The organism is Hymenobacter sp. B81, assembly GCF_044628455.1.
GTDB lineage: Bacteria > Bacteroidota > Bacteroidia > Cytophagales > Hymenobacteraceae > Solirubrum.
The window spans coordinates 552,207-573,130 of record NZ_JBIYZW010000002.1 but is presented as its reverse complement, the minus strand read 5'-3'; the positions used below and the strand labels follow the sequence as shown (position 1 = coordinate 573,130).

Below are 20,924 nucleotides of genomic sequence, written 5' to 3'. Positions count from 1 at the left end.
TGCTTGTACCTTCGCTATGGGTTCTTTCGTTGCTGCTTCGGGAATGGTGCTGGGCCTGGCCTTGCTGCTGAGCGCCCCCGCGCCGGCCGCGGCCCAAACCGCGCCCGACTCGCTGCGGAAAGCGGCCGCGGTGGTGCCACCCGATTCGGCCGCCGCCCCGGTGGGCCTGGTGCCCGACGCGCCGGCGGCGCCCATTCGGCCGCGCACCCGCTGGCTTATCGTGGGGGCCTGCGCCCTCATCACGGTTTCTACTTTACTGCTCTACAATGTCCGTTCGCGTTAAGTTGGGATGGTGGCTGCCCGCCGGATTGTGGCTTAGCGGCTGCGCGGCCATCAGCTCGCCCGAGGGCGGTGCCCGCGACATCGTGGCCCCCAAGCTGGTGCGCACCGAGCCCCGCGACGGCGCTACCCGCGTGAGCGGGCAGGTGCTGCGCCTGGAGTTTTCCGAGCAGGTGCAGCTCAAGGAGCTCAGCAAGAACCTGCTGGTGACGCCTTCCCTGGCCGAGGACAACCGCTACGAGGTGCGGGAGGAGCGCAACGCCATCGAGCTGCGCTTCAAGCAACCCTTCGCCCCGAACACCACCTACGTGTTCAACTTCCGCGACGCGGTGGCCGACATCACCGAAAGCAACCTGGCCCAGGACGTGCTGCTGACCTTCAGCACCGGCGCCGCCCTCGACTCGGGCTCGGTGGCCGGCAGCGTGGCGCAGTTGCTCAACGGCCAACCCGAGGCCGAGGTGCTCATTGCCCTGTACCCGGCCGAAGACACCGCCGACGTGAAGCGCGCCCGCCCCTTCTACGCCGGCCGCACCGACAAAGCCGGCAACTTCCGGCTGCGCAACCTGCGCGAGGGCCGCTACCGCATCTACGCCCTCGCCGACAAAAACCAGAACAGCCGGTTCGACGAGCCCGAGCGCATTGCCTACCTGCCCGAGCCCGTCGTGGTGCGCCCCGGCCTCGACTCGGTGAACCTGCTCACCGTACGCCCCGACTCGCGCCGCCCGCTTATTCTGAGTCAGCAAAGCAACCCGGCCCAGTTTCGGGTGGGCTACAACGAAGGCCTGCGCCAGATTACGCTGGCCGCCCTAGGCCAGGCGCCCGCCCCGGCCCTCAACGCGGCCGTGTTCCTGACCGACCGCGGCCGCACCGCCGCCCTGCAAAGCACGCCCACCCTTACGGCCGGCCGCTACCTGCTCACGGCCACCGACAGCGCCGGCAACGTGGGCCGCGACACCATCAACGTGAAGTTCGACGGCGGCGCGGCCGGCCGCCGCGGCCTGCAGCCCTACACCGTTGTCGACAACCCGCGCGAGGTGTACCGCAACGGGCAGCTGCGCTTCCAGTTCAACGAGCCGGTGCAGCTGGCCGCTGGCAAGCCCTTCGGCGTGCTGGTGGAAGATTCGGTGAAGCGCCGCCCGCTCACCGCGCCGGCCGACGCCCAGCTCAGCCCCGACCGCACCCTGCTCACCATCAACCTCAACACCAAGGCCCGGCAGATTGCCACCTTCGTGCCCGATACCACCGCTATCATTCCCGTGAGCGGTCAGCGGCTGGGCCTGAAACCCGTGCGCCTGCGCGTAACCGAGCAGGCCAGCACCGGCAGCCTCTCGGGCACGGTACAAACCGCGTTTAAAAGCTTCGAGCTGCAGCTGCTCGACCAGAACCTCCAGGTGATTACCACGCTGGCCAGCCCGCGCAGCTTCCGCTTCGACAACCTGGCCCCCGGCACCTACCGCCTGCGCGTGCTCATTGATGCCGACAACGACGGCCGCTGGCGCGGCGGCGACCCGCAGCTGCGCCAACCTGCCGAGCCCGTGTACCTGCTGCCGGCCCCGCAGCAGGTGCGGGCCAACTGGGACATCGAAAATCTGCGCCTGAGCTTCTAAGAACGCTCTGCGCCCAAGCCCCGCCCACCCGGCCCCGCATTAGGGGTCCGGTGGGCGGGGCGCTTTTTGTGGCTACCGCCCGGCTCCCTTGGCAACTCCTCGCCGGCGCACCCGGCACTGCGCAAAGCGTCTCGTTTGGGGCGTCAGCCGGAGCTTCTAACCGGCTGATAGCGGCCGCGGCGCGGGCCCGGCACCGCCGGCGGCCGGCCGGCCCGTTCGGGCAGCCGCGGCAGGTAACTTCCCCCTGATTATCAGCAGGGTTTTGGGTTATACACACCGCTTTTCCCGTCGGCTTGGTCACTCTGGCTTAACCTGCGGATAACCTGTGGAAAACCGGGGAGTTAGCGGTGGACAGCCGTGGAGAAATGGCGGATAAGTTTTTTTGGTCGTCTCAGGCCCACATCAGTGCCGAAGGGCTGTGCACAAGCGTGGACAACTTTCCCCCTTCCCGGACCTTTTCCACGCGCTTTCCCCCTGTGGATTCAGGCCTGTGTGCACAACGATGTGGATTGGGCAAAAACCTGTTAATTCATTTAAAATCAGGCGCATGAAATACACAACGCCTGTGGAAACGTGGTGTATAACCCGGGTCTTGTGCACATGTTATCAAGCCCTGTGCATAACCCCGATTTTTATCCACTTATGCACCGCCCCTACTACGGGGGACAAAAAGATTTTTTAAAAATTTCATTTAATGAAAAGTTATTAGGCTCGTGGATAACACGGGCTGCCCGGAAAAAAGCGTGGTCGGCCTCGCGGAAGAAAAGCGCCGGCCGGGCCGGGGCGGAGTTTTCCACTGCCAAGGGGCCCCGGAGAAAAATTAGCTGGCGCGGGCCGAAGCTGCGTATACCGGCGGCCGACCTGCCCGACCGCCCCATGCCGTTCGACTACTCCCTGGATTTCCGTCACGTCGATTTTCGCCAGCACCCCGAGCTGTACCGGGTGGGCAAGGGCGAGCAGGGCGTGCTGCTGGTGCAACCCTACAAGGGCGAGATTCTGCCGCACTGGCGCTTTCGCACCCCCGAACTGGCCCGCGAGTCGTCCGACCGCATCTACGGGCTGTTCCTCGATTACCTGGCCCGCCAGGATTTCGTGGGAGCCGACATGGCGCGCAAATTCCTGCAGATGGGCTTTACGCGGGCCAGGCGCTACGCAAACCACCGCGGCGGGAAAAAGTACGTCGGGCCCGTGCCGGTGGCCAAGCGCGGCCAAAGCGGTGCCCACGGCCGACCCGAGCTGCCCCGCTCACCCGAAGACCCGGAGAAAGCCGCCGCGGCCGCCATTTTCAAGGCCCGCTGGGACGAGGCCGCCGCCCACCCCGACTACCTGGCCCAGAAAGTCCGCTTTCAGGAGCAGTACGGCAAATAGCGCGGCGCTCCGCTACCTTTACTTCCCTAGCTTTTCCTACGAACCTTTCTCAACCCCACCCCAACATGAATACGCCCCAACCCCGCAGCACCGAGGAAAACGAAATCGTTTTGGGCATTGGCATGGGCCCGCTACGGTTCGGCGCCAAGATGGACGAAGTGCGCGCCCTGATGGGTGAGCCGGAGGAAATCGAAGAGTCGGAGGACGACGACGAGTTTGAGCACCAGGCCTGGAACTACCTCGAAGAAGGCTACTCCCTGTACTTTGACCGCGAAGACGACTACCGTCTCTCCTGCATCGAAACTGACCACCCCGGCATGAGCCTGTTTGGCGAGCCGATTCAGGGTAAGTCGCTGGCGCAGGTGCAGGAGCTGATGAGCCGCCACGGCTACCAGAATCCCGAAATCGAGAAGGTAGATACGGGCGAAGTACGGCTGTCCTACGAGAAGGAGATGATTGACCTTTACTTTGACGAGGACGAGCTGCAGTTCGTCAACTTCGGAGTGTTCATAAACGATGATCTGGAAGTGCAGTGGCCCGCTTAAGCCACTGGTTTTCCACAAAAACCCGGTTTTTCGCTGTGGATAAGTGGATAAGTTGCTGAAAGCAAAGCGTGACAGGTGCAATTGCCCGTAGAATAAGCCCATTTTGTGTATGGGCAAAACCGTCCGCCAAAACTGAACCATGAAAAAAGCCGCTCCTTCCGGGGCGGCTTTTTTGTGTTTTAGCAGGGCGTTGCCAAGTAACAGGTCATGAGGTGACAAGTCAGAACGCTCAACCCGTTACGGGTTACCTGTCATCTCATCACCCCATTACAGCAGGGCGCGGAACAGCAGGAACAGGCAGCCCGACAACGCCATGGTCACGGGCAGGGTCAGCACCCAGGCCAGGGCAATATTGCGCACCATGCCGGGGTTCAGGTTGCGGACGCCGCGGTTGGCCACCATGGAGCCGGCAATGGCCGACGACAGTACGTGCGTGGTGGAGGCCGGCAAGCCAAACTGGGTGCTGACGCCGATCATGCCCGCGGCCACCAGCTCGGAGGAGGCACCCTGGGCGTAGGTAAGGTGCTCCTTACCGATTCGCTCGCCAATGGTCACCACGATGCGCTTCCAGCCGATCATGGTGCCGATGCCCAGCGAAAGCGACACGATGAGGATAACCCACTTGGGTGCGTAGTCGGTGAAGGTGCGCATGTTCTTGATGGCCCCCTCGTAGGCTTTGCGGTCGGCCGGGCTCAAGCTCACCCGCTCGCTGTCCATGAGCTTCTTGGCGCGGGTGTACGTCAGCAGAATGGCTTTGCGGATCTGGAACCGGTCGGCTTCCGGCAGCTGCTTCACGTCGGTTTTGCCGGCAAAAATGCGGTCGAGGTTGGCCGTTTGCTGGTTGATTTCGGTGAGGGCCTGCTGCTCGTCGGGCGCCAGGTCGGCCGGGTTCACCTTACGCATTACCATCTCCACCTGCCCCAGCGAGCCGCGCATGTCCAGCGGATTCTTGCTCTCGTCGAGGGCAAACTTGAAGGGCACGATGCCAATGAGGATGAGCATGATCAGGCCCACGCCCTTCTGCCCGTCGTTGGAGCCGTGGAAAAAGCTCACCATGGTGCAGGTAGCAATCAAGATCAGGCGAATCCACAGGGGTGGGGGCTTGCGCTTGTGGGGTTCCTTGAAGATGGCCTTGTTGCGCACGAAGCGCTTGAGCACGAACATCAGGATGATGGTGAGCGTGAAGCCCGCCAGCGGCCCCACCAGCAGGGCAATGCCGGTTTCGGTGGCCTTGCTCCAGTTTACGGCCGCGCCCGCCGCCTCGGGCAGCAGCGAAAAGGCAATGCCCACGCCCAGGATCGAGCCGATGAGCGCGTGCGACGAGGACGCGGGAATGCCGTAGTACCAGGTACCCACGTTCCAGATGATGGCGGCCAGAATGAGCGCGCCCACCATGGCAATGCCGTGGTAGATGTTCTGGTCGACCAGGCTTTCGACCGGCAGCAGGTACACGATGCCCATGGCCACGGTGATGCCGCCGCCGAACACGCCGATGAAGTTCCAGAATGCGGACCAGACCACCGCTACCCAGGGGCGCAGTGTATTGGTGTAAATGACAGTGGCTACGGCGTTGGCCGTGTCGTGGAAACCGTTGACGAATTCAAACGCGCAGGCGGCCACCAGACAGATCAGCAGTAGCAGGAGCACTTGGGGCTCTAAGCCAAGCATAGGGGGGGAATTAGGTGAGCAAAAGTTTGGCCGGCCAAAAGTACTGCCGGGCCAAAGGGGCGCAAGATTATCAAATTGTTACCCGACTTGGCGCCAAGGGCTCCGCCGTACAGGCCTTGTACCATTGCTTCCACAAAAAGTTTAGCCCCGGCGGCGCCCTGCCCGCAGCTGGCCGGGCCGACGGCGCCGGGGGCTTTGGGCGCCCCGGCCGGCTTCGGCTTCGGCTACTTCACCCTACTTTTGCCCTACCATGAGCAACGAGACGCAGAAACCCGCCGCTACGGCCGAAAATACGCTGGCCGACATCGTGTCGCACGCCAAGGAATACGGCTTCGTGTTCCCTTCCTCCGAAATCTACGACGGCCTGGCCGCCGTGTACGACTACGGCCCCAACGGCGTGGAGCTGAAAAACAACCTCAAGCAGCTCTGGTGGCTGGCCATGACGCAGCTCAACCAGAACGTAGTGGGCATCGACGCTGCCATCTTCATGCACCCCACCACCTGGAAAGCCTCCGGCCACGTCGACGGCTTTTCGGACCCCATGATTGATAACCTCGACAGCAAGAAGCGCTACCGCGCCGACGTGCTGCTGGAAGACAAGGCCGCCGAGTACGAAAACGCCGGGGATAAGGACCGCGCCGCCGCCCTGCTGGCTGAGATGGGCCGCCTGCTCACCGAGGGCGACCTGGCCGCCGTGAAGCAGCTCATCATCGACGAGAAAATCGTTTGCCCCCTCAGCAAAACCGGCAACTGGACCGACGTGCGCCAGTTCAACCTGATGTTCTCGACGCAGATGGGCGCCGTGGCCGAGGGCTCCAGCGAAATTTACCTGCGCCCCGAAACCGCCCAGGGCATCTTCGTCAACTTCCTGAACGTGCAGAAGTCGGCCCGCCAGAAGGTGCCCTTCGGCATTGCCCAGATCGGCAAGGCCTTCCGCAACGAGATTGTGGCCCGGCAGTTCATCTTCCGCATGCGGGAGTTCGAGCAGATGGAAATGCAGTTCTTCGTGCGCCCCGGCACCGAGCAGGAGTGGTATGAGCACTGGAAGGCCGCCCGCCGCCGCTGGCACGAGGTCATGGGTCTGCCCACCGACAAGCTGCGCTTCCACGACCACGACAAGCTGGCCCACTACGCCAAGGCCGCCGTCGACATCGAGTTTGAGTTTCCCTTCGGCTTCAAGGAAATCGAGGGCATTCACTCCCGCTCCGACTTCGACCTGACCCAGCACCAGCAGTACAGCCGCAAAAAGCAGCAGTACTTCGACAACGACGTGAACCCCGAAACCGGCAAGCCCTACGGCAACTACGTGCCCTACGTGGTGGAAACCTCGGTGGGCGCCGACCGCCTGTTTCTGGCCACGCTCTGCCAGGCATTCCAAGAAGAAACCATTGTGGAGGGCGAGGGCGACAAGCAGCAAACCAAGACCCGCAAGTTTCTGAAGCTGCACCCGGCCGTGGCCCCCATCAAGGCCGCCATTTTCCCGCTGGTGAAAAAGGACGGGCTGCCCGACAAAGCCAACGAAATCTACCACGCCCTGCGCCACGATTTCCGCCTGGTGGTGGAGGAAAAGGACTCCATCGGCACCCGCTACACCCGCCAGGACCTGATTGGGACGCCCTTCTGCATTGCCGTCGACCATCAGACGCTGGAAGACGACACCGTGACGGTGCGCCACCGCGACTCCCGCGAACAAATCCGCATGCCTATCAGCGAGTTGCGCCAGTACATCGGCGAGGCCGTAAGCTTCCGCCGAATCTTCGAGCAATTGTAGGAAACCAGTCTTTTCCTGGGCTTAAAGAAGTTATTTCCGGAAATCTTCCTTCTCGCCGCGCCAACAGGCCGGTGGGAAGGAAGATTTTTAGTTTCATTGTAAACTGAATGGTTGTGGCCATTCGACCGCCCACCTGATTTCCACCCACCTTACCGTTTCTCATGCTCATTTCTACCCTGCTTAAACGTCGTGCCGCGGCGTTTCCCGTACTGGTGGCAGCTTGTGCGTGGCTGATGCCCGTGGCTCCGGCCTCGGCTCAGAAAGCAAGCAGCAAAGCCAAGCCGGCCCAGTTGACCGGCCAGGTAGCCGAACCCACGGCCAACCAGCCCTGGCAGTTCGTGCAAAACCGCAACCAGTGGCCCGCGCAGGTACTCTTCGCCGTCGACGTGCCCATGGGCCGGCTGTTTCTGGAGAAGAACCGCCTGACCCACTCCCTGCTCGACGTGCAGGCCCTCGAGCAAAAGCACCATCACCCCGAAAAAAAGCACCGCATCAACGGCCACGCCTACGCGGTGAATTTCGTAGGTGCCAACGCCGAGCCCCAAGTGCTGGCCGGCAACAAGTCGTTCACGCAGTACAACTTTTTCCTGGGCAACGACCCCAAGAAGTGGGCCACCAGCGTGCCGGCCTTCGCCGACGTGCGCTACAAAAACCTCTACCCCGGCACCGACCTGCTGGTGTACGGCCGCCCCGATGCGCTGGAGTATGACTTCGAGCTGGCCGTGGGCGCCGACCCCAAGCGCATTCAGCTGCGCTACGATGGAGCCGACAACCTGAGCCTGAATGCCGACGGGGCCCTGCGCATTGCCACCACCGTGGGCAACGTAGTGGAGCAGAAGCCCTACGCCTACCAGGTAGTGAAGGGCCAGAAGCAGCAGGTGGCCTGTGAATTCCGCCTGAGCGGCAACACCGTATCGTTTGTGCTGCCCCAAGGCTACAACAAGCGCCAGCCGCTGGTTATCGACCCGGTGCTGGTGTACTCGACCTACTCGGGCTCGAGCGCCGGCAACTGGGGCTACACCGCCACCTACGACTCGCTGGGCAACCTCTACGCCGGCGGGATAGTGAGTGCGAGCGGCTACCCCGTGACCCTGGGCGCCTACGATGCCACCCACAACGGGGGCTGGGATATGGGCATCATGAAATTCGACCCCAAGGCCACCACCGGCGCGGCTTCGCGGGTGTACGTGACCTACGTGGGCAGCGACGAGGACGACCACCCGCATAGCATGGTGGTCGACCACGCCGGCAACCTCGTGATTATGGGTACCACCGAAGAACCTAGCGGAACTTCAAACTACCCCACCACGGCCACGGCCTACGACCGCAGCTACAACGGTGGCAACTCCGACATCGTGGTAACCAAGCTCAGCCCGGGCGGCAACAGCCTGGTAGCCTCGACCTTCCTGGGCGGCAACGACACCGATGGCCAGAACGAATCGGGTGATGCGCTGAACGAGAACTACGGCGACTCGTACCGCGGCGACGTGACCGTGGACAAGCAGAACAACGTGTACATCGCCTCGGTGACGATGTCCAGCAACTTCCCGCGGGTAGGCGGCTTCCAGAATTACGGCGGCGGCGATAAAGACGGCGTAGTAGTGAAGCTGAACCCGAACCTGACCAACCTCGTGTGGAGCTCGTTCCTGGGCGGTTCCGACAGCGACGTGGCCTACTCGGTGCAGGTCGACAGCGTCAGCAACGTGTTTGTGAGCGGCGGCACCATCAGCCGCAACTTCCCCGGCACCTTCGGCAGCTACCAGTCGGGCTACCGCGGCGGTTCGGCCGACGGCTTCGTGGCGCGCATCAACGCCGCCGGCAGCTCCCTGGTACGGGCTACCTACCTGGGCACCGGCAGCTACGACCAGGCCCACTTCGTGCAGCTCGACCGTGCCGGCAACGTGTACCTGTTCGGCCAGACCTCGGGCAGCTACCCGGTCAGCAACGGCGCCTACGCCAACTTCAACAGCCGCCTGTTTATTCACAAGCTGAACGCCACGCTCACGTCTTCGCTGATGTCGACCACCGTGGGCAATGGCAACGTGCAGGGCCTGGTTTCGCCCACGGCCTTCCTGGTGGATAACTGCGGCCAGATTCTGCTTTCGGGCTGGGGCGGCGGTTCGCTGGGCTCGGGCTCTATCACGGGCATGCCGCGCACGCCCGATGCGCTGCCCATCAACGCTACTTCCAGCGGTGACTACTTCTACATCATGCAGCTGGGCGTAAACGCCTCGCGCCTGGTGTACGGCACCTACTTCGGCAACGGCAGCTCGCACGTCGACGGCGGTACCTCGCGCTTCGACAAGAAGGGCATCATCTACCAGTCGATGTGCAACGGCACCGGCGGCACGCGCATTACCACCACGCCCAACGCCTATTCAACCGGCGGGTCGGCCAGCTACAATAACGCCGCCTTTAAGATGGACGTGCTGCAGCTCAGCCCCGAGTTTATTCCCTCGAACAGCCCGGCGGGTCCGCGGGCGGCCAGCGGCTGCGCCCCCTTCCGAGTGTACTTCCGCCGCCCCATGGTAAGCGGTACCGGCGTGCAGTGGGACTTCGGCAACGGCCAGACCTCGTCGGTGTCGGGCACGGTTTCGACGGTGTACAACCAGCCCGGCCGCTACCCCGTGAAGCTGACCGTATTCGACACCAACAGCTGCCTGCAGAGCGTGTCGCGGGTAGATACGGTGGTCGTGCTGGCTGCTCCGCAGGTAAACCTGGGCGCCGACCGCGACATCTGCCCCGGCGACACCGCCATCATCTCGGCTACGCCCGCCGGCCTGGCCGTGCCCGGCACAACCTACACCTGGACGCCCGCCACGGGCCTGAATGTTACCAGCGGCGTATCGGTGCTAGCCAACCCCGCCGTCACGACTACCTACATCGTGCGCGCCTCCAACACGGTGTGTGAGTCGACCGACACGGTGGTGGTGAAAGTGGGCGTGAAGCCCCAGATAACGGTAGGTGCCAACACCACCAACGCCTTTATCCAGAAGCCGGTGGTGTTCACCAACACGACCCAGGGTGCTACCCGCTTCAGCTGGGACTTCGCCGACGGCCAGACCAGCACCGAAACGGCCCCGACGCACACCTTTGAGCGGCCCGGTAGCTACCGCGTAATGCTCACGGCCTTCTACGGCAACGGCTGCTCCGAAACCCAGGAGCTGCTGATCGAAGTGCGCCGCTTCGACCTGCCCAACATCATCACCCCCAACGGCGACGGCAAAAACGACACGTTCAAGCCCTTCGTGAGCTTCCAGCCGGTCGAAATCAAGATCTTCAACCGCTGGGGCAAGAAAGTGTACGAGAAGAGCAGCTACACCGACGGCTGGGGCGACAGCTCCACGCCGCCCGGCACCTACTACTACACCCTGACCGACGCCTCCGGGGAAACCTGGAAAGGCTGGGTGGAAGTGTCGCGCTAAACCGGCCCTTGCCAGCCAACAAAAAGGCCCCGCTTGCTGCGGGGCCTTTTTTTGTGTTCTTCGGGAAGGCAGGAGCGGCCGTCGGGCTTGGGCTATTGGCCGTTGAGCCAGGCCGCCGCCTCGCGCCGCGAGGTGAAGTAGTTGAACTCAACCTGACCCGGGGCCAGGGTGGTGCCGCTGGCCGGGCAGTTGCTGATCTGGTACTGGTACTGGCCCTCGGTGAGCACCGCCGCAATAAACACCGGCCGCGCCAGCGGGGGCGTCAGGCAGCGGCCCAGCGGCTCGAGCAGCAGCCACTCCTGGTCGTCGAGGGGTGGGGCGTTGCGCTTCAAATCCAGCAGCAGCTTGCCCACGTTCTGGCGCAGCATTTCTTCCAGGGCCAACTGATAGGCCTGGTCGAAGGCCAGGTCGAGGCGGGTAGCGTTGAAACTCAGGTGCAGCGTGTCGGCGGCCGAGTTGTAGCTCAACGATGCCTGCGGGGTGTAGAATAAGGTCATGCCAGGTAGAAGAGCAGCCCGGGCCTAACGGTGGTTGCACGGGCTGGCGGCGAAAACTTTCTGGCTATACGGCAGGGGGCAAACAAATGATTTGCAGATACTTAATCTGGTGGCTGGCGCGGTCCGGGTCCGGCTCCAATACCCCAATCGGCGGCCCCGCGGGCATTGCGTACCTTTGCCCCAATTTTTCTGCCGTAGCCGATGTGGAGTAAGCTTGCCCTGCTGATTATCAAGAACCGCCGCCTGCTCGTGGGGCTGCTGGCCGTGATGACGGCCTTTATGGCCTGGAAGGCCAAGGACGTGGAAATGACCTACGACTTTGCCCAGGTTGTGAGTCCCGACGACCCCGACATGGTGTACTTCCAGCAGTTCAAGAAAACCTTCGGCGAAGACGGTAACGTGCTGGTGCTGGGCATGCAGGACAGCTCGGTGTACCGGCTGGGCAACTTCAACGAGCTGCGCATCCTCACCGACACGCTGGCCAAGGAGGAGGGCGTGAACGGGGTGCTGTCGGTGACCAAGCTCATCCAGCTCACCAAGGACACCGCCAACCAGCGCTTCGCCACGGCCCCCATCTTCCGCAACAAGCCGCAGACGCAGGCCGAGCTGGACTCGCTCATGCGCATCGTGAACCGGCAGGAGTTCTACAAGGGGCAGCTGATTTCGCCCACCACGGGCGCTACGCTGCTGGCCCTCACCATGGACCCCAAGTACCTGAACTCGTCGCGGCGGCAGGAGGTGATGGGCAACATCCTGGCCCACGCCGAGCGGTTCACCCAGAAAACGGGCATCCGCCTGCACTACGCCGGCCTGCCCTACGTGCGCTCCACCATGACCTCGAAGGTGGCCGGGGAAATGAAGTTCTTCCTCATCCTAGCCGCCCTGGTGACCAGCGCCACGCTGCTGGCCTTCTTCCGCACCTGGTCGGCGGTGGTGTTTCCCATGCTCATCGTGGGCGTAGCCGTTATCTGGTGCGTGGGTACTATTGTGCTGCTGGGCTACAAGATAACCCTGCTCATTGGCCTGATTCCCAGTATTCTGATCGTCATCGGCATTCCCAACTGCACCTACCTGCTGTCGAGGTACCACTACGACTACCGCGTGTCGGGCAACCAGGTGCTGGCCATGGTGCGGGTGCTGCGCAAAATCGGGCTGGTGACGTTGATGAACAACACGGCCACGGCCACCGGCTTCTTCGTGTTCTGCTTCACCAACATTGCCATTCTCTACCAGTTTGGCTGGGTGGCCACCATCAGCATTTTCGCGGCGTTCTTCATCTCGATCATTCTGATTCCCATTGTCTTCACCTACCTGCCGCCGCCCACGCCCAAGCAGCTCGAGCACCTCGACGCCAAGCCGCTGACCAAGCTGCTGGAGTTCTTCGACTACCTGGTGCTGGAGCGCCGCGGTACGGTCTACATTGCCGCCGCCTTGTTCTGCGCCCTGGGTGCGCTGGGCACTTCCCGGCTGCAGTCGGTGGCCTACATGGTGGACGATCTGCCCAAAAACTCCTCGGTAAATGCCGATTTGAAGTTCTTTGAGCAGCACTTCAACGGGGTGATGCCGCTGGAAATCGTGGTGGACACCGGCAAGAAGCGCGGCATTCTCAAGCTCAAGAACCTGGAGCGCATGGACCGGCTGGAGAACTACCTGCGCACCCAGCCCGTGCTGACTTCGCCGGTGAGCATCGTGACCTTCCTGAAAGCGGCCACCCAGACCTTCTACAACGGCGACCCACAGTACTACCGCCTGCCCGATAACTCCGAGCGCAACTTCATTCTGAGCTACCTGGCCCGCTCGCAGGGGCAGGGCTCGGGCATGGACAGCAAGCTGCTGCGCTCCTTCACCGACTCCACCGGGCAGCGCGCCCGCATCAGCCTCAAGATTGCCGACATCGGCTCGCGCAACCTCGATACCCTGCTCATCAACAAGATTCAGCCGCAGATCGACGAAATCTTCAAGGGCACGGGCATGGACGTGAAGATGACCGGCACCACCATCCTCTTCACCAAGGGCAACGAGTACATCATCGGCACGCTGCGCAACAGCCTGATTCACGCCTTCGCGCTGGTGGGCCTGATCGTGCTGCTGCTGTTCCGCTCCATCCGGGCCGTGGTTTTCACTCTGATACCCAACTTTGTGACCCTACTGATGACGGCCGGGCTGATGGGCTTCTTTGGCATTGCCCTGAAGCCCGCCACGGCGCTCATCTTCTGCATTGCCCTGGGCATCGACGGCGACAACTCCATTCACCTGCTGGCCAAGTTTCGGCAGGAAATGGCCATCAACGGCCGCCGGGTGCGGGCCGCCATCAGCACCACCTTGAGCGAGGCGGGAACCAGCATGATTTACACCAGCATTGTGCTGCTGGTGGGCTTCAGCATCTTCGCCTTCTCGGAGTTTGGCGGCACCAAGGCCCTGGGCCTGCTCATGTCGGCCTCGCTGCTGATTACCAACTTCTCGAACCTGATTCTGCTGCCTGCCCTGCTGGTAACCTTTGAGCACGGCAAGGACGAAACCATCGACAAGTCGCTGATTCAGCACTACGACGACCAGTACCACGAAGAAGACGACGACCTGGAGCTGAACCTGAACCGCATGCAGGTGCAGCCGCGCACCGTCAACGCCCCCGATGCTGACGTCAACCGTTTGTCGTCCTGAGGTGTTAGCCCCTTGAGCCTTCTGCCTTTAACCTCCCGAAACCGCACGTTCTGCCCCGCCCTGGGGCCCGCACGACTACCTTATTTGCCTGGCCTTCTCCGATGAAATACCCCGAATACAAGCAGCCCTTCGACTATGCCAAAGTCGGCGCCGACATCCTCGCCTGGTGGCAGCAGAACGGCATTTTCGAGAAAAGCGTGAGCACCCGCGAGGGTAAGGAAACCTTCGTGTTCTACGAAGGCCCGCCCTCGGCCAACGGCGCCCCCGGCATTCACCACGTGATGGCCCGGACGGTAAAGGACATCTTCTGCCGCTACCAGACGCTCAACGGCAAGCAGGTGCACCGCAAAGGCGGCTGGGACACCCACGGCCTGCCCATTGAGCTGCAGGTGGAAAAGGAGCTGGGCATCACCAAGGAGGACATCGGCAAGAAAATCAGCGTCGAGGAGTACAACCAGCGCTGCCGCGAAACGGTGATGCGCTTCAAGCACCAGTGGGACGAGCTGACCGAGAAGATGGGCTACTGGGTCGATTTGAGCGACCCGTACATCACCTTCGAGCCGGAGTACGTGGAAAGCTGCTGGGCCCTGCTCAAGAAGCTCTACGACAAGGGCCTGCTCTACAAGGGCTACACCATCCAGCCGTACTCCCCGGCCGCCGGCACTGGCTTGTCGTCGCACGAGCTGAACCAGCCCGGCACCTATAAGGACGTGAAGGACACGACCATCGTGGCCGAGTTCGAGGTTAAGCGCGATGAGCAGTCGGAAAAGCTGTTCGGCTTGGCCGACGGCCTACCCGTGTTCATCATGGCCTGGACGACCACGCCCTGGACCCTGCCGGCTAACACCGGCCTGGCCGTGGGCAAGAACATCCGATACGCTGTGGTGCGCACCTTCAACCCCTACACCTACGAGCCGCAGGTGGTGGTGCTGGCTAAGGACCTCGTGAGCCGCTACTTCACCGAGAAGGGCGCGCAGGCGGAGCTGGAAGCCTACCAAGCCGGCGACAAAGTGCTGCCCTGGCGGCAGCTGGGCGAGTTCAGCGGCGCCGAGCTAGCTGGCATCCGCTACGAACGTCTCTTCGGGACTGAGGCCGGTTTCCCGGCCTTCGAAGGGGAGGAGCGGGCCTTCCGCGTCATCGTGGGCGACTTCGTGACCACCGAGGACGGTACCGGTATCGTGCACATCTCGCCGACCTTCGGCGCGGACGACTTCCGGGTAGCCCAGCAAAACGACGTGCCGGCCCTGCTGGTGGCCGACGACCAGGGCAAGCTCGGCCCCATCGTGGACCGCACCGGGCGCTACGTGGCGCAGATGGGCGAATTTGGCGGGCGCTGGGTGAAAAACTACGACGGCCACGACGAATCGGCCGCCGACTACCGCACCCTCGACGTGGATATCAGCGTGCGCCTCAAGGAGCGCGGCCGGGCCTTCAAGGTCGAGAAGTACGAGCACACCTACCCGCACTGCTGGCGCACCGACAAGCCCGTGCTCTACTACCCGCTCGACTCGTGGTTTATCAAGACCACGGCCGTGAAGGACCGCCTCATCGAGCTGAACAAAACCATCAACTGGAAGCCCGACAGCACCGGCACCGGCCGCTTCGGCAACTGGCTGGAAAACCTGGTCGACTGGAACCTGAGCCGTTCGCGCTACTGGGGCACCCCGTTGCCCATTTGGCGCACCCAAGACGGCTCGGAGGAGCTGTGCATTGGCTCCATCGCCGAGCTGAGCGCCGAAATCGACAAGGCCGTGGCCGCCGAGGTGATGACGCATAACCCGTTTTCAGTTGCCAGTTCCCAGTTGTCAGTTGCCAGTGAAGGCAATCAGAACGACACTGGCAACTCGCAACCGGCAACTGGCAACCGAATCGATCTGCACCGGCCCTACGTGGACGATATTTTCCTCGTTTCGCCCTCTGGTCAGCCCATGTACCGCGAGCCGGACCTCATCGACGTGTGGTTCGACAGCGGCGCCATGCCCTACGCGCAGTGGCACTACCCCTTCGAAAACCACGAGAAATTCCAGCGCAATTTCCCGGCGGATTTCATTGCCGAGGGCGTCGACCAGACGCGCGGCTGGTTTTTCACCCTGCACGCGCTGGGCGTGATGCTGGAGGATTCGGTGGCGTTCAAAAACGTCATTGCCAACGGCCTGGTGCTGGATAAGAACGGCAACAAGATGTCGAAGCGCCTCGGCAACGCCATCGACCCGTTCAAAACCATCGACCAGTACGGCCCCGACGCCACGCGCTGGTACATGATTGCCAACGCCCAGCCCTGGGACAACCTCAAGTTTGACCTCGCGGGCATCACGGAGGTGCAGCGCCGCTTCTTCGGCACGCTGTTCAACACCTACTCGTTCTACGCCCTCTACGCCAACCTCGACGAATTCCAGGCCCGCGAATTCGACCGCGTGCCCACGGGCGAGCTGACCGAATTGGACCGCTGGATCCTGGCGAAACTCCAGTCGCTCATCCTCGAAGTGCGCGGCCATTTCGACAACTACGACCCCACGAAAGCTGCCCGCGCCATCCAGGATTTCGTCACCGACCAGCTCTCTAACTGGTACGTGCGCCTCTCGCGCGGCCGTTTCCGCAAGGGCGAGCTGACGGCCGACAAGAAAGCCGCCTTCGAAACCCTGCAGCAGTGTTTGGTGGTGGTGGCCCAGCTGATGTCGCCCATTGCGCCCTTCTTCGGCGAGTGGCTGTACAAGAACATGACCGACGGCATGCGCGCCGAGGCCACGGAGAAATCCACGCCCCTGCGCTACGAATCCGTGCACCTCACGGAGCTGGTACAGGCCGACTCAACCCTCATCGACCGGGCCCTGGAGGAGCGCATGGAGCTGGCCCAGCGCATCAGCTCCCTGACGCACTCCCTGCGCAAGAAGTCGGTGCTGAAGGTGCGCCAGCCCCTGCAGCGCATCCTCGTGCCGGTGCTGACGGAAACGACCCGTGAGCAGGTCGGCAAGGTGGAAGATTTGATCTGCGCCGAAGTAAACGTGAAGCACGTGGAGTTCCTGGACGACACCAGCGGCGTGCTGGTGAAGTCGGTGAAGCCCAACTTCAAGCGCCTGGGCCAGCAGTTCGGCCCGCGCCTAAAGGCCGTGGCCGCCCGCATCCAGCAGATGACCGCGGAAGAAATCAGCCAGCTCGAAAAAGACGGTCAGCTCGCGGTTGAGGTTGAGGGTCAAGCGGTAACCCTGGCGCCCGACGACGTGGAAATCCGCACCGAGGATTTGCCCGGCTGGCTGGTGGCCACCGACGGCCCGCTCACCGTGGCCCTCGACGTGACCCTGACCGACGAGCTGCGCCACGAGGGCGTGGCCCGCGAGCTGGTGAACCGTCTGCAGAACCTGCGCAAGGATTCGGGCCTGGAGGTACAAGACAAAATCCGCGTCACTCTGGGCGCCGACCAGCCCGAGCTGGTACAGGCCGTGGCGAGTTTCGGCGACTATATCCGCACCGAAGTGCAGGCCGTTTCGCTGGATCTGGTGAGTGGTTTCGCCGATGGCGCGGTGCTCGAATTCGACGAGTACAAGGTGCCGGCGCAGCTGGAAGTTGTAAAAAGCTGAGGCACAGATGCCGGGCAGCGGCGTAACTTCGTCGCCCGGCATACCGGCGCACAAAACCTGGCCGGTTTGGTCTGAAACAGTTCAAAATCCTCATTCCCGGCCCGCCCAGGCGGGTTCCATCAGCATAAATCTTCGCGGAGTTTTGTGCCCGGTTGGCATAAGATAGGGGAGCAGCGGTGTGCTACGCGCAGTGCAATTCTCTTCACGCCGCCAAATCAGCGAATTCATGAAATACTGGAAGTACTACCTGCTGGCCCTGCTGGTAATTGCCGTCGACCAACTCTCGAAGTGGGCCGTGCACACCTACATGCAGCCGGGCATGCCGGGCGAAATCCCGCTGATTGGCGACTGGTTTAAGCTGCACTACACCCTGAACCCCGGCATGGCCTTCGGCGTGGAGCTGCCGCCGCCCTACGGCAAGGTGCTGCTGACCTCGTTTCGCCTGGTAGCCGTGACGGGAATTGCCTATTACATCTACCGCCTGTGGAAAACCCACGCGCCCCAGGGCCTGGTCTGGTGCGTGGCCGCCATTCTGGGCGGGGCCATCGGCAACCTGATCGACTCGATTTTCTACGGCAAAATCTACGATAACGCCCCGTTTACGGCCCCCACGCCCTGGTTTCACGGCCAGGTTATCGACATGCTTTACCTCGATCTGTACGAGGGCTTTCTGCCGGCTTCCTGGCCGCTGGTGGGCAATATGCACCTCTCGCTCTGGCCCATTTTCAACATCGCCGACGCTGCTATCTTCTTGGGCGTGATGTTCATCCTGTTCAACCAGGGCAAGTTTTTCCAGCACCACGAAGAGCAGAAGCACGCGCATCAGCCGGAACCGAACCAGCACCGGCCTGATGCAGAGGCAGCTGAGGTGGCTTAAATCTTTGCCTTTACAAGCCTGATTCCTAAGACAGCCTGCGGCCGAAACCGCAGGCTGTTGAATTTTTAAGCAAAACGTTGCCGTTCTTGTACCACGTTAAATTGCTCATTCGTATGCTTCTCAAGCAGAAATTTATCCGTCGCGAAGACCTAAAAGCTAACCCGGAAACGCTCTACATTTTCGGTGACAATGAACGCCGACGCGGCTACGGCGGACAGGCAGCCGAAATGCGCGGTGAGCCGAATGCGGTAGGAGTGAGGGTGAAACGAAAACCAGCTCGTCAGTCACCGGATGATTTTTGGAATGATGAGTCTTTCGAACAGAATTGCCGCATGATTGACGAAGATTTAGCGCGAGTTCATGCCCATCTCAGCACTGGTGGCGACGTTGTGGTGCCCGAAGATGGCTTAGGTACTGGTTTAGCAGAATTAGGCACGCGGGCTCCACGAACTTTTGTATACCTGCAAGAGCAGTTACTACGTCTCGAAACCTTCGTTTAGACGTAGTTTTTCAAGAAAATTCTTCTGTGGGCGCGTGCAACGCGCCCCTACAACCATCCACGAAATACGTGCAATCCGTCAAATCCGCTGAATCCGTGGCTCTTTTAGACGTCCGCAACCTGACCATCGACTTCGCTTCGCACCGCGGCAATACCCGCGCGGTCGAGAACGTGTCGTTTCAGCTCAGCGCGGGCGAAACGGTGGCCATCGTGGGCGAGTCGGGCTCGGGCAAGTCGGTGACCTCGCTGGCCCTGCTGGGGCTGATTCCCATGCCGCCCGGCCAGCTGAGTGGGGGAGAGGCGCGGTTTCAGTCGGCGGCCCTGGGCGGCGAGGTCGATTTGCTGCGGCTGTCGGAAACGGAGCTACAAAAGGTGCGCGGCAACGAAATTTCGATGATTTTTCAGGAGCCGATGACCTCGCTCAACCCCGTGCATACCTGCGGGGCGCAAGTGGTGGAGGCCCTGCGGCTGCACACCGCGCTGAGCAAGCAAGAAGCCGCGGCCCGCACCATCGAGCTGTTTACCGAGGCGCAGCTGCCGCGGCCCGAAAAAATCTTCAAGGCTTACCCGCACGAAATCAGCGGCGGGCAGAAGCAGCGCGTGATGATTGCCATGGCCATGGCCTGCCAGCCCGCCATCCTCATTGCCGACGAGCCCACCACCGCCCTCGACGTAACGGTGCAGGCCCGCATCCTGCAGCTCATCGACGATTTGCGCCGGCAGCGCAACACCGCCGTGCTCTTCATCACCCACGACCTGGGGGTGGTAGCTGAAATTGCCGACCGCATCCTGGTGATGTACCGCGGCAAAGTGGTGGAGCAGGGCCGGGTACTCGACATCTTCACCAACCCGCAGCATCCCTACACCAAGGGCCTGCTGGCCTGCCGGCCAAAATTGTCGCTGGGCCAAAAAAGATTGCCCACCGTAGCCGATTTCATGCGGGAAGATGCCGCCGGCGACTTTTTCAGCACCGGCACGACCTCGCTACAAAGCCCTGCTGCTGAAAGTGCTGCCCTGGCTGGCGCCTCTCCTAAAAACGAAGTTGAAACCGCCAAAATGTTTCCCGTGGAACATGCCGATGTTCCACGCGCCGACGGCGCTCTGATAGGGTTTGAAACGGCGCCGCTGCTGGAAACGGGTCAGCCCGTACCCGATGCCGCTACGGCGCCGGTAGCGGCCGGGCCAAACGAAGCTGCGGCGGCCGATGTGCAAATGGGAGGAGTGCCAACCGCTTCGTACCATACCTCTACCAGCGAGCTGCTGCTGAGCGTGCAAGACCTGCACGTGCATTTTCCCATCCGCCGGGGCTTCTTCGGCCGCGCTACCGAAGTGGTGCGCGCCGTCGACGGGGTGAGCTTCGACATCAACCGCGGCGAAACCGTGGGCCTGGTGGGGGAGTCGGGCTGCGGCAAAACCACCCTGGGCCGCACGCTGCTGCGGCTGGTGGAACCAACTTCGGGCCGCATTCTGTTCGATGGGGCTGACTGGGCCAGGCTGCCAACCGGGGAGCTGCGCCGTCGTCGTCGCGACTTTCAAATGGTGTTTCAGGATCCGTACGCGGCCCTGAACCCGATGATGACCGTGGGCGAGGCCATTCTGGAGCCGATGCGCGTACACGGCGTGGGCGGTACCGGCCAGCAGCAGAAAGACCGCGTGCTGGAGCTGCTGCGCACGGTGGGCTTGCGCGAGGAGCATTACCTGCGCTACCCGCACGAGTTCAGCGGGGGCCAGCGCCAGCGCATCTGCATTGCCCGGGCCCTGGCTCTGCAGCCCAAGTGCATCATCTGCGACGAATCCGTCTCGGCGCTGGATGTCTCGGTGCAGGCTCAGGTGCTCAATCTGCTCAACGACCTCAAGCGCGACTTCGGCATCACCTACCTGTTCATTACCCACGACCTGTCGGTAGCGCGGTTTATGAGCGACCGGCTGCTGGTGATGCACGCGGGCAAAATCGTGGAGCAGGGCCCAGCGGCCGAGCTCTACACCAACCCCCGGCACGAGTACACCCAGCGCCTGCTGTCGGCCATTCCCCGCGATACGCCCGCGGACATTCGCGCCGCCGTGGCCCGGCGGGAGCTGGTGTAGGAGGGAGGCAATAGCCGGGACCTCATGCCGGGCATCAAGCGGGGAATCGAGGCCGCTCGCGGGCTGC

At 62.4% G+C, this 20,924-nt stretch carries 13 protein-coding genes; 11 read left to right on the top strand and 2 right to left on the bottom strand.

Annotation, left to right across the window (positions count from 1 at the left end):
- The first annotated feature begins 16 nt into the window (after positions 1–16).
- The 4 genes from ACE191_RS13560 to ACE191_RS13545 all read left to right on the top strand — a co-directional run bounded on the left by ACE191_RS13560 (position 17) and on the right by ACE191_RS13545 (position 3,799).
- Entirely contained in the window at positions 17–283 is a 267-nt protein-coding gene (locus ACE191_RS13560) for a hypothetical protein (RefSeq protein ID WP_400192770.1), read from the top strand.
- A complete protein-coding gene (locus ACE191_RS13555) occupies positions 267–1,886 on the top strand; it encodes an Ig-like domain-containing domain (RefSeq protein ID WP_400192769.1) in 1,620 nt (539 codons plus the stop codon). Before ACE191_RS13560 ends, ACE191_RS13555 begins: the two co-directional genes overlap by 17 nt.
- An 876-nt stretch (positions 1,887–2,762) precedes the next feature.
- Complete coding sequence (locus ACE191_RS13550; RefSeq protein ID WP_400192768.1) at positions 2,763–3,254, top strand: DUF4385 domain-containing protein; 492 nt, start codon at positions 2,763–2,765, stop codon at positions 3,252–3,254.
- Positions 3,255–3,319: 65 nt separating this feature from the next.
- Positions 3,320–3,799, top strand: a complete 480-nt coding sequence (locus tag ACE191_RS13545) for a hypothetical protein (RefSeq protein ID WP_400192767.1) — start codon at positions 3,320–3,322, stop codon at positions 3,797–3,799.
- Positions 3,800–4,066: 267 nt separating this feature from the next.
- Here ACE191_RS13545 and ACE191_RS13540 read toward each other — a convergent pair whose 3' ends face one another.
- Complete coding sequence (locus tag ACE191_RS13540) at positions 4,067–5,467, bottom strand: inorganic phosphate transporter (RefSeq protein ID WP_400192766.1); 1,401 nt, start codon at positions 5,465–5,467, stop codon at positions 4,067–4,069.
- Positions 5,468–5,717: 250 nt separating this feature from the next.
- On the opposite strand from ACE191_RS13540, the gene ACE191_RS13535 reads away from it, so the two are divergent.
- Positions 5,718–7,238, top strand: a complete 1,521-nt coding sequence (locus tag ACE191_RS13535; protein WP_400192765.1) for a glycine--tRNA ligase — start codon at positions 5,718–5,720, stop codon at positions 7,236–7,238.
- Between the two features lie 161 nt (positions 7,239–7,399).
- Entirely contained in the window at positions 7,400–10,663 is a 3,264-nt protein-coding gene (locus tag ACE191_RS13530; RefSeq protein WP_400192764.1) for a PKD domain-containing protein, read from the top strand.
- Positions 10,664–10,755: 92 nt separating this feature from the next.
- On the opposite strand, the gene ACE191_RS13525 is transcribed toward ACE191_RS13530, so the two are convergent.
- On the bottom strand, positions 10,756–11,160 hold the full coding sequence (locus tag ACE191_RS13525; RefSeq protein ID WP_400192763.1) for a hypothetical protein: 405 nt from the start codon (positions 11,158–11,160) through the stop codon (positions 10,756–10,758).
- Between the two features lie 201 nt (positions 11,161–11,361).
- Between ACE191_RS13525 and ACE191_RS13520 the strand changes: the two genes are divergently transcribed.
- The 5 genes from ACE191_RS13520 to ACE191_RS13500 all read left to right on the top strand — a co-directional run bounded on the left by ACE191_RS13520 (position 11,362) and on the right by ACE191_RS13500 (position 20,857).
- Positions 11,362–13,821, top strand: a complete 2,460-nt coding sequence (locus ACE191_RS13520; RefSeq protein WP_400192762.1) for an RND family transporter — start codon at positions 11,362–11,364, stop codon at positions 13,819–13,821.
- A 101-nt stretch (positions 13,822–13,922) separates the two neighbouring features.
- Positions 13,923–17,396, top strand: coding sequence for an isoleucine--tRNA ligase (ileS, locus tag ACE191_RS13515; RefSeq protein ID WP_400192761.1), 3,474 nt, complete (start codon positions 13,923–13,925; stop codon positions 17,394–17,396).
- Between the two features lie 226 nt (positions 17,397–17,622).
- Entirely contained in the window at positions 17,623–18,273 is a 651-nt protein-coding gene (locus ACE191_RS13510; RefSeq protein ID WP_400192760.1) for a lipoprotein signal peptidase, read from the top strand.
- Between the two features lie 113 nt (positions 18,274–18,386).
- Positions 18,387–18,773 carry a hypothetical protein gene (locus ACE191_RS13505; RefSeq protein ID WP_400192759.1) on the top strand — a complete coding sequence of 129 codons (387 nt, stop codon included), beginning with the start codon at positions 18,387–18,389 and terminating at the stop codon, positions 18,771–18,773.
- Positions 18,774–18,868: 95 nt separating this feature from the next.
- Complete coding sequence (locus ACE191_RS13500; RefSeq protein WP_400192758.1) at positions 18,869–20,857, top strand: ABC transporter ATP-binding protein; 1,989 nt, start codon at positions 18,869–18,871, stop codon at positions 20,855–20,857.
- The last annotated feature ends 67 nt before the right edge of the window (positions 20,858–20,924 follow it).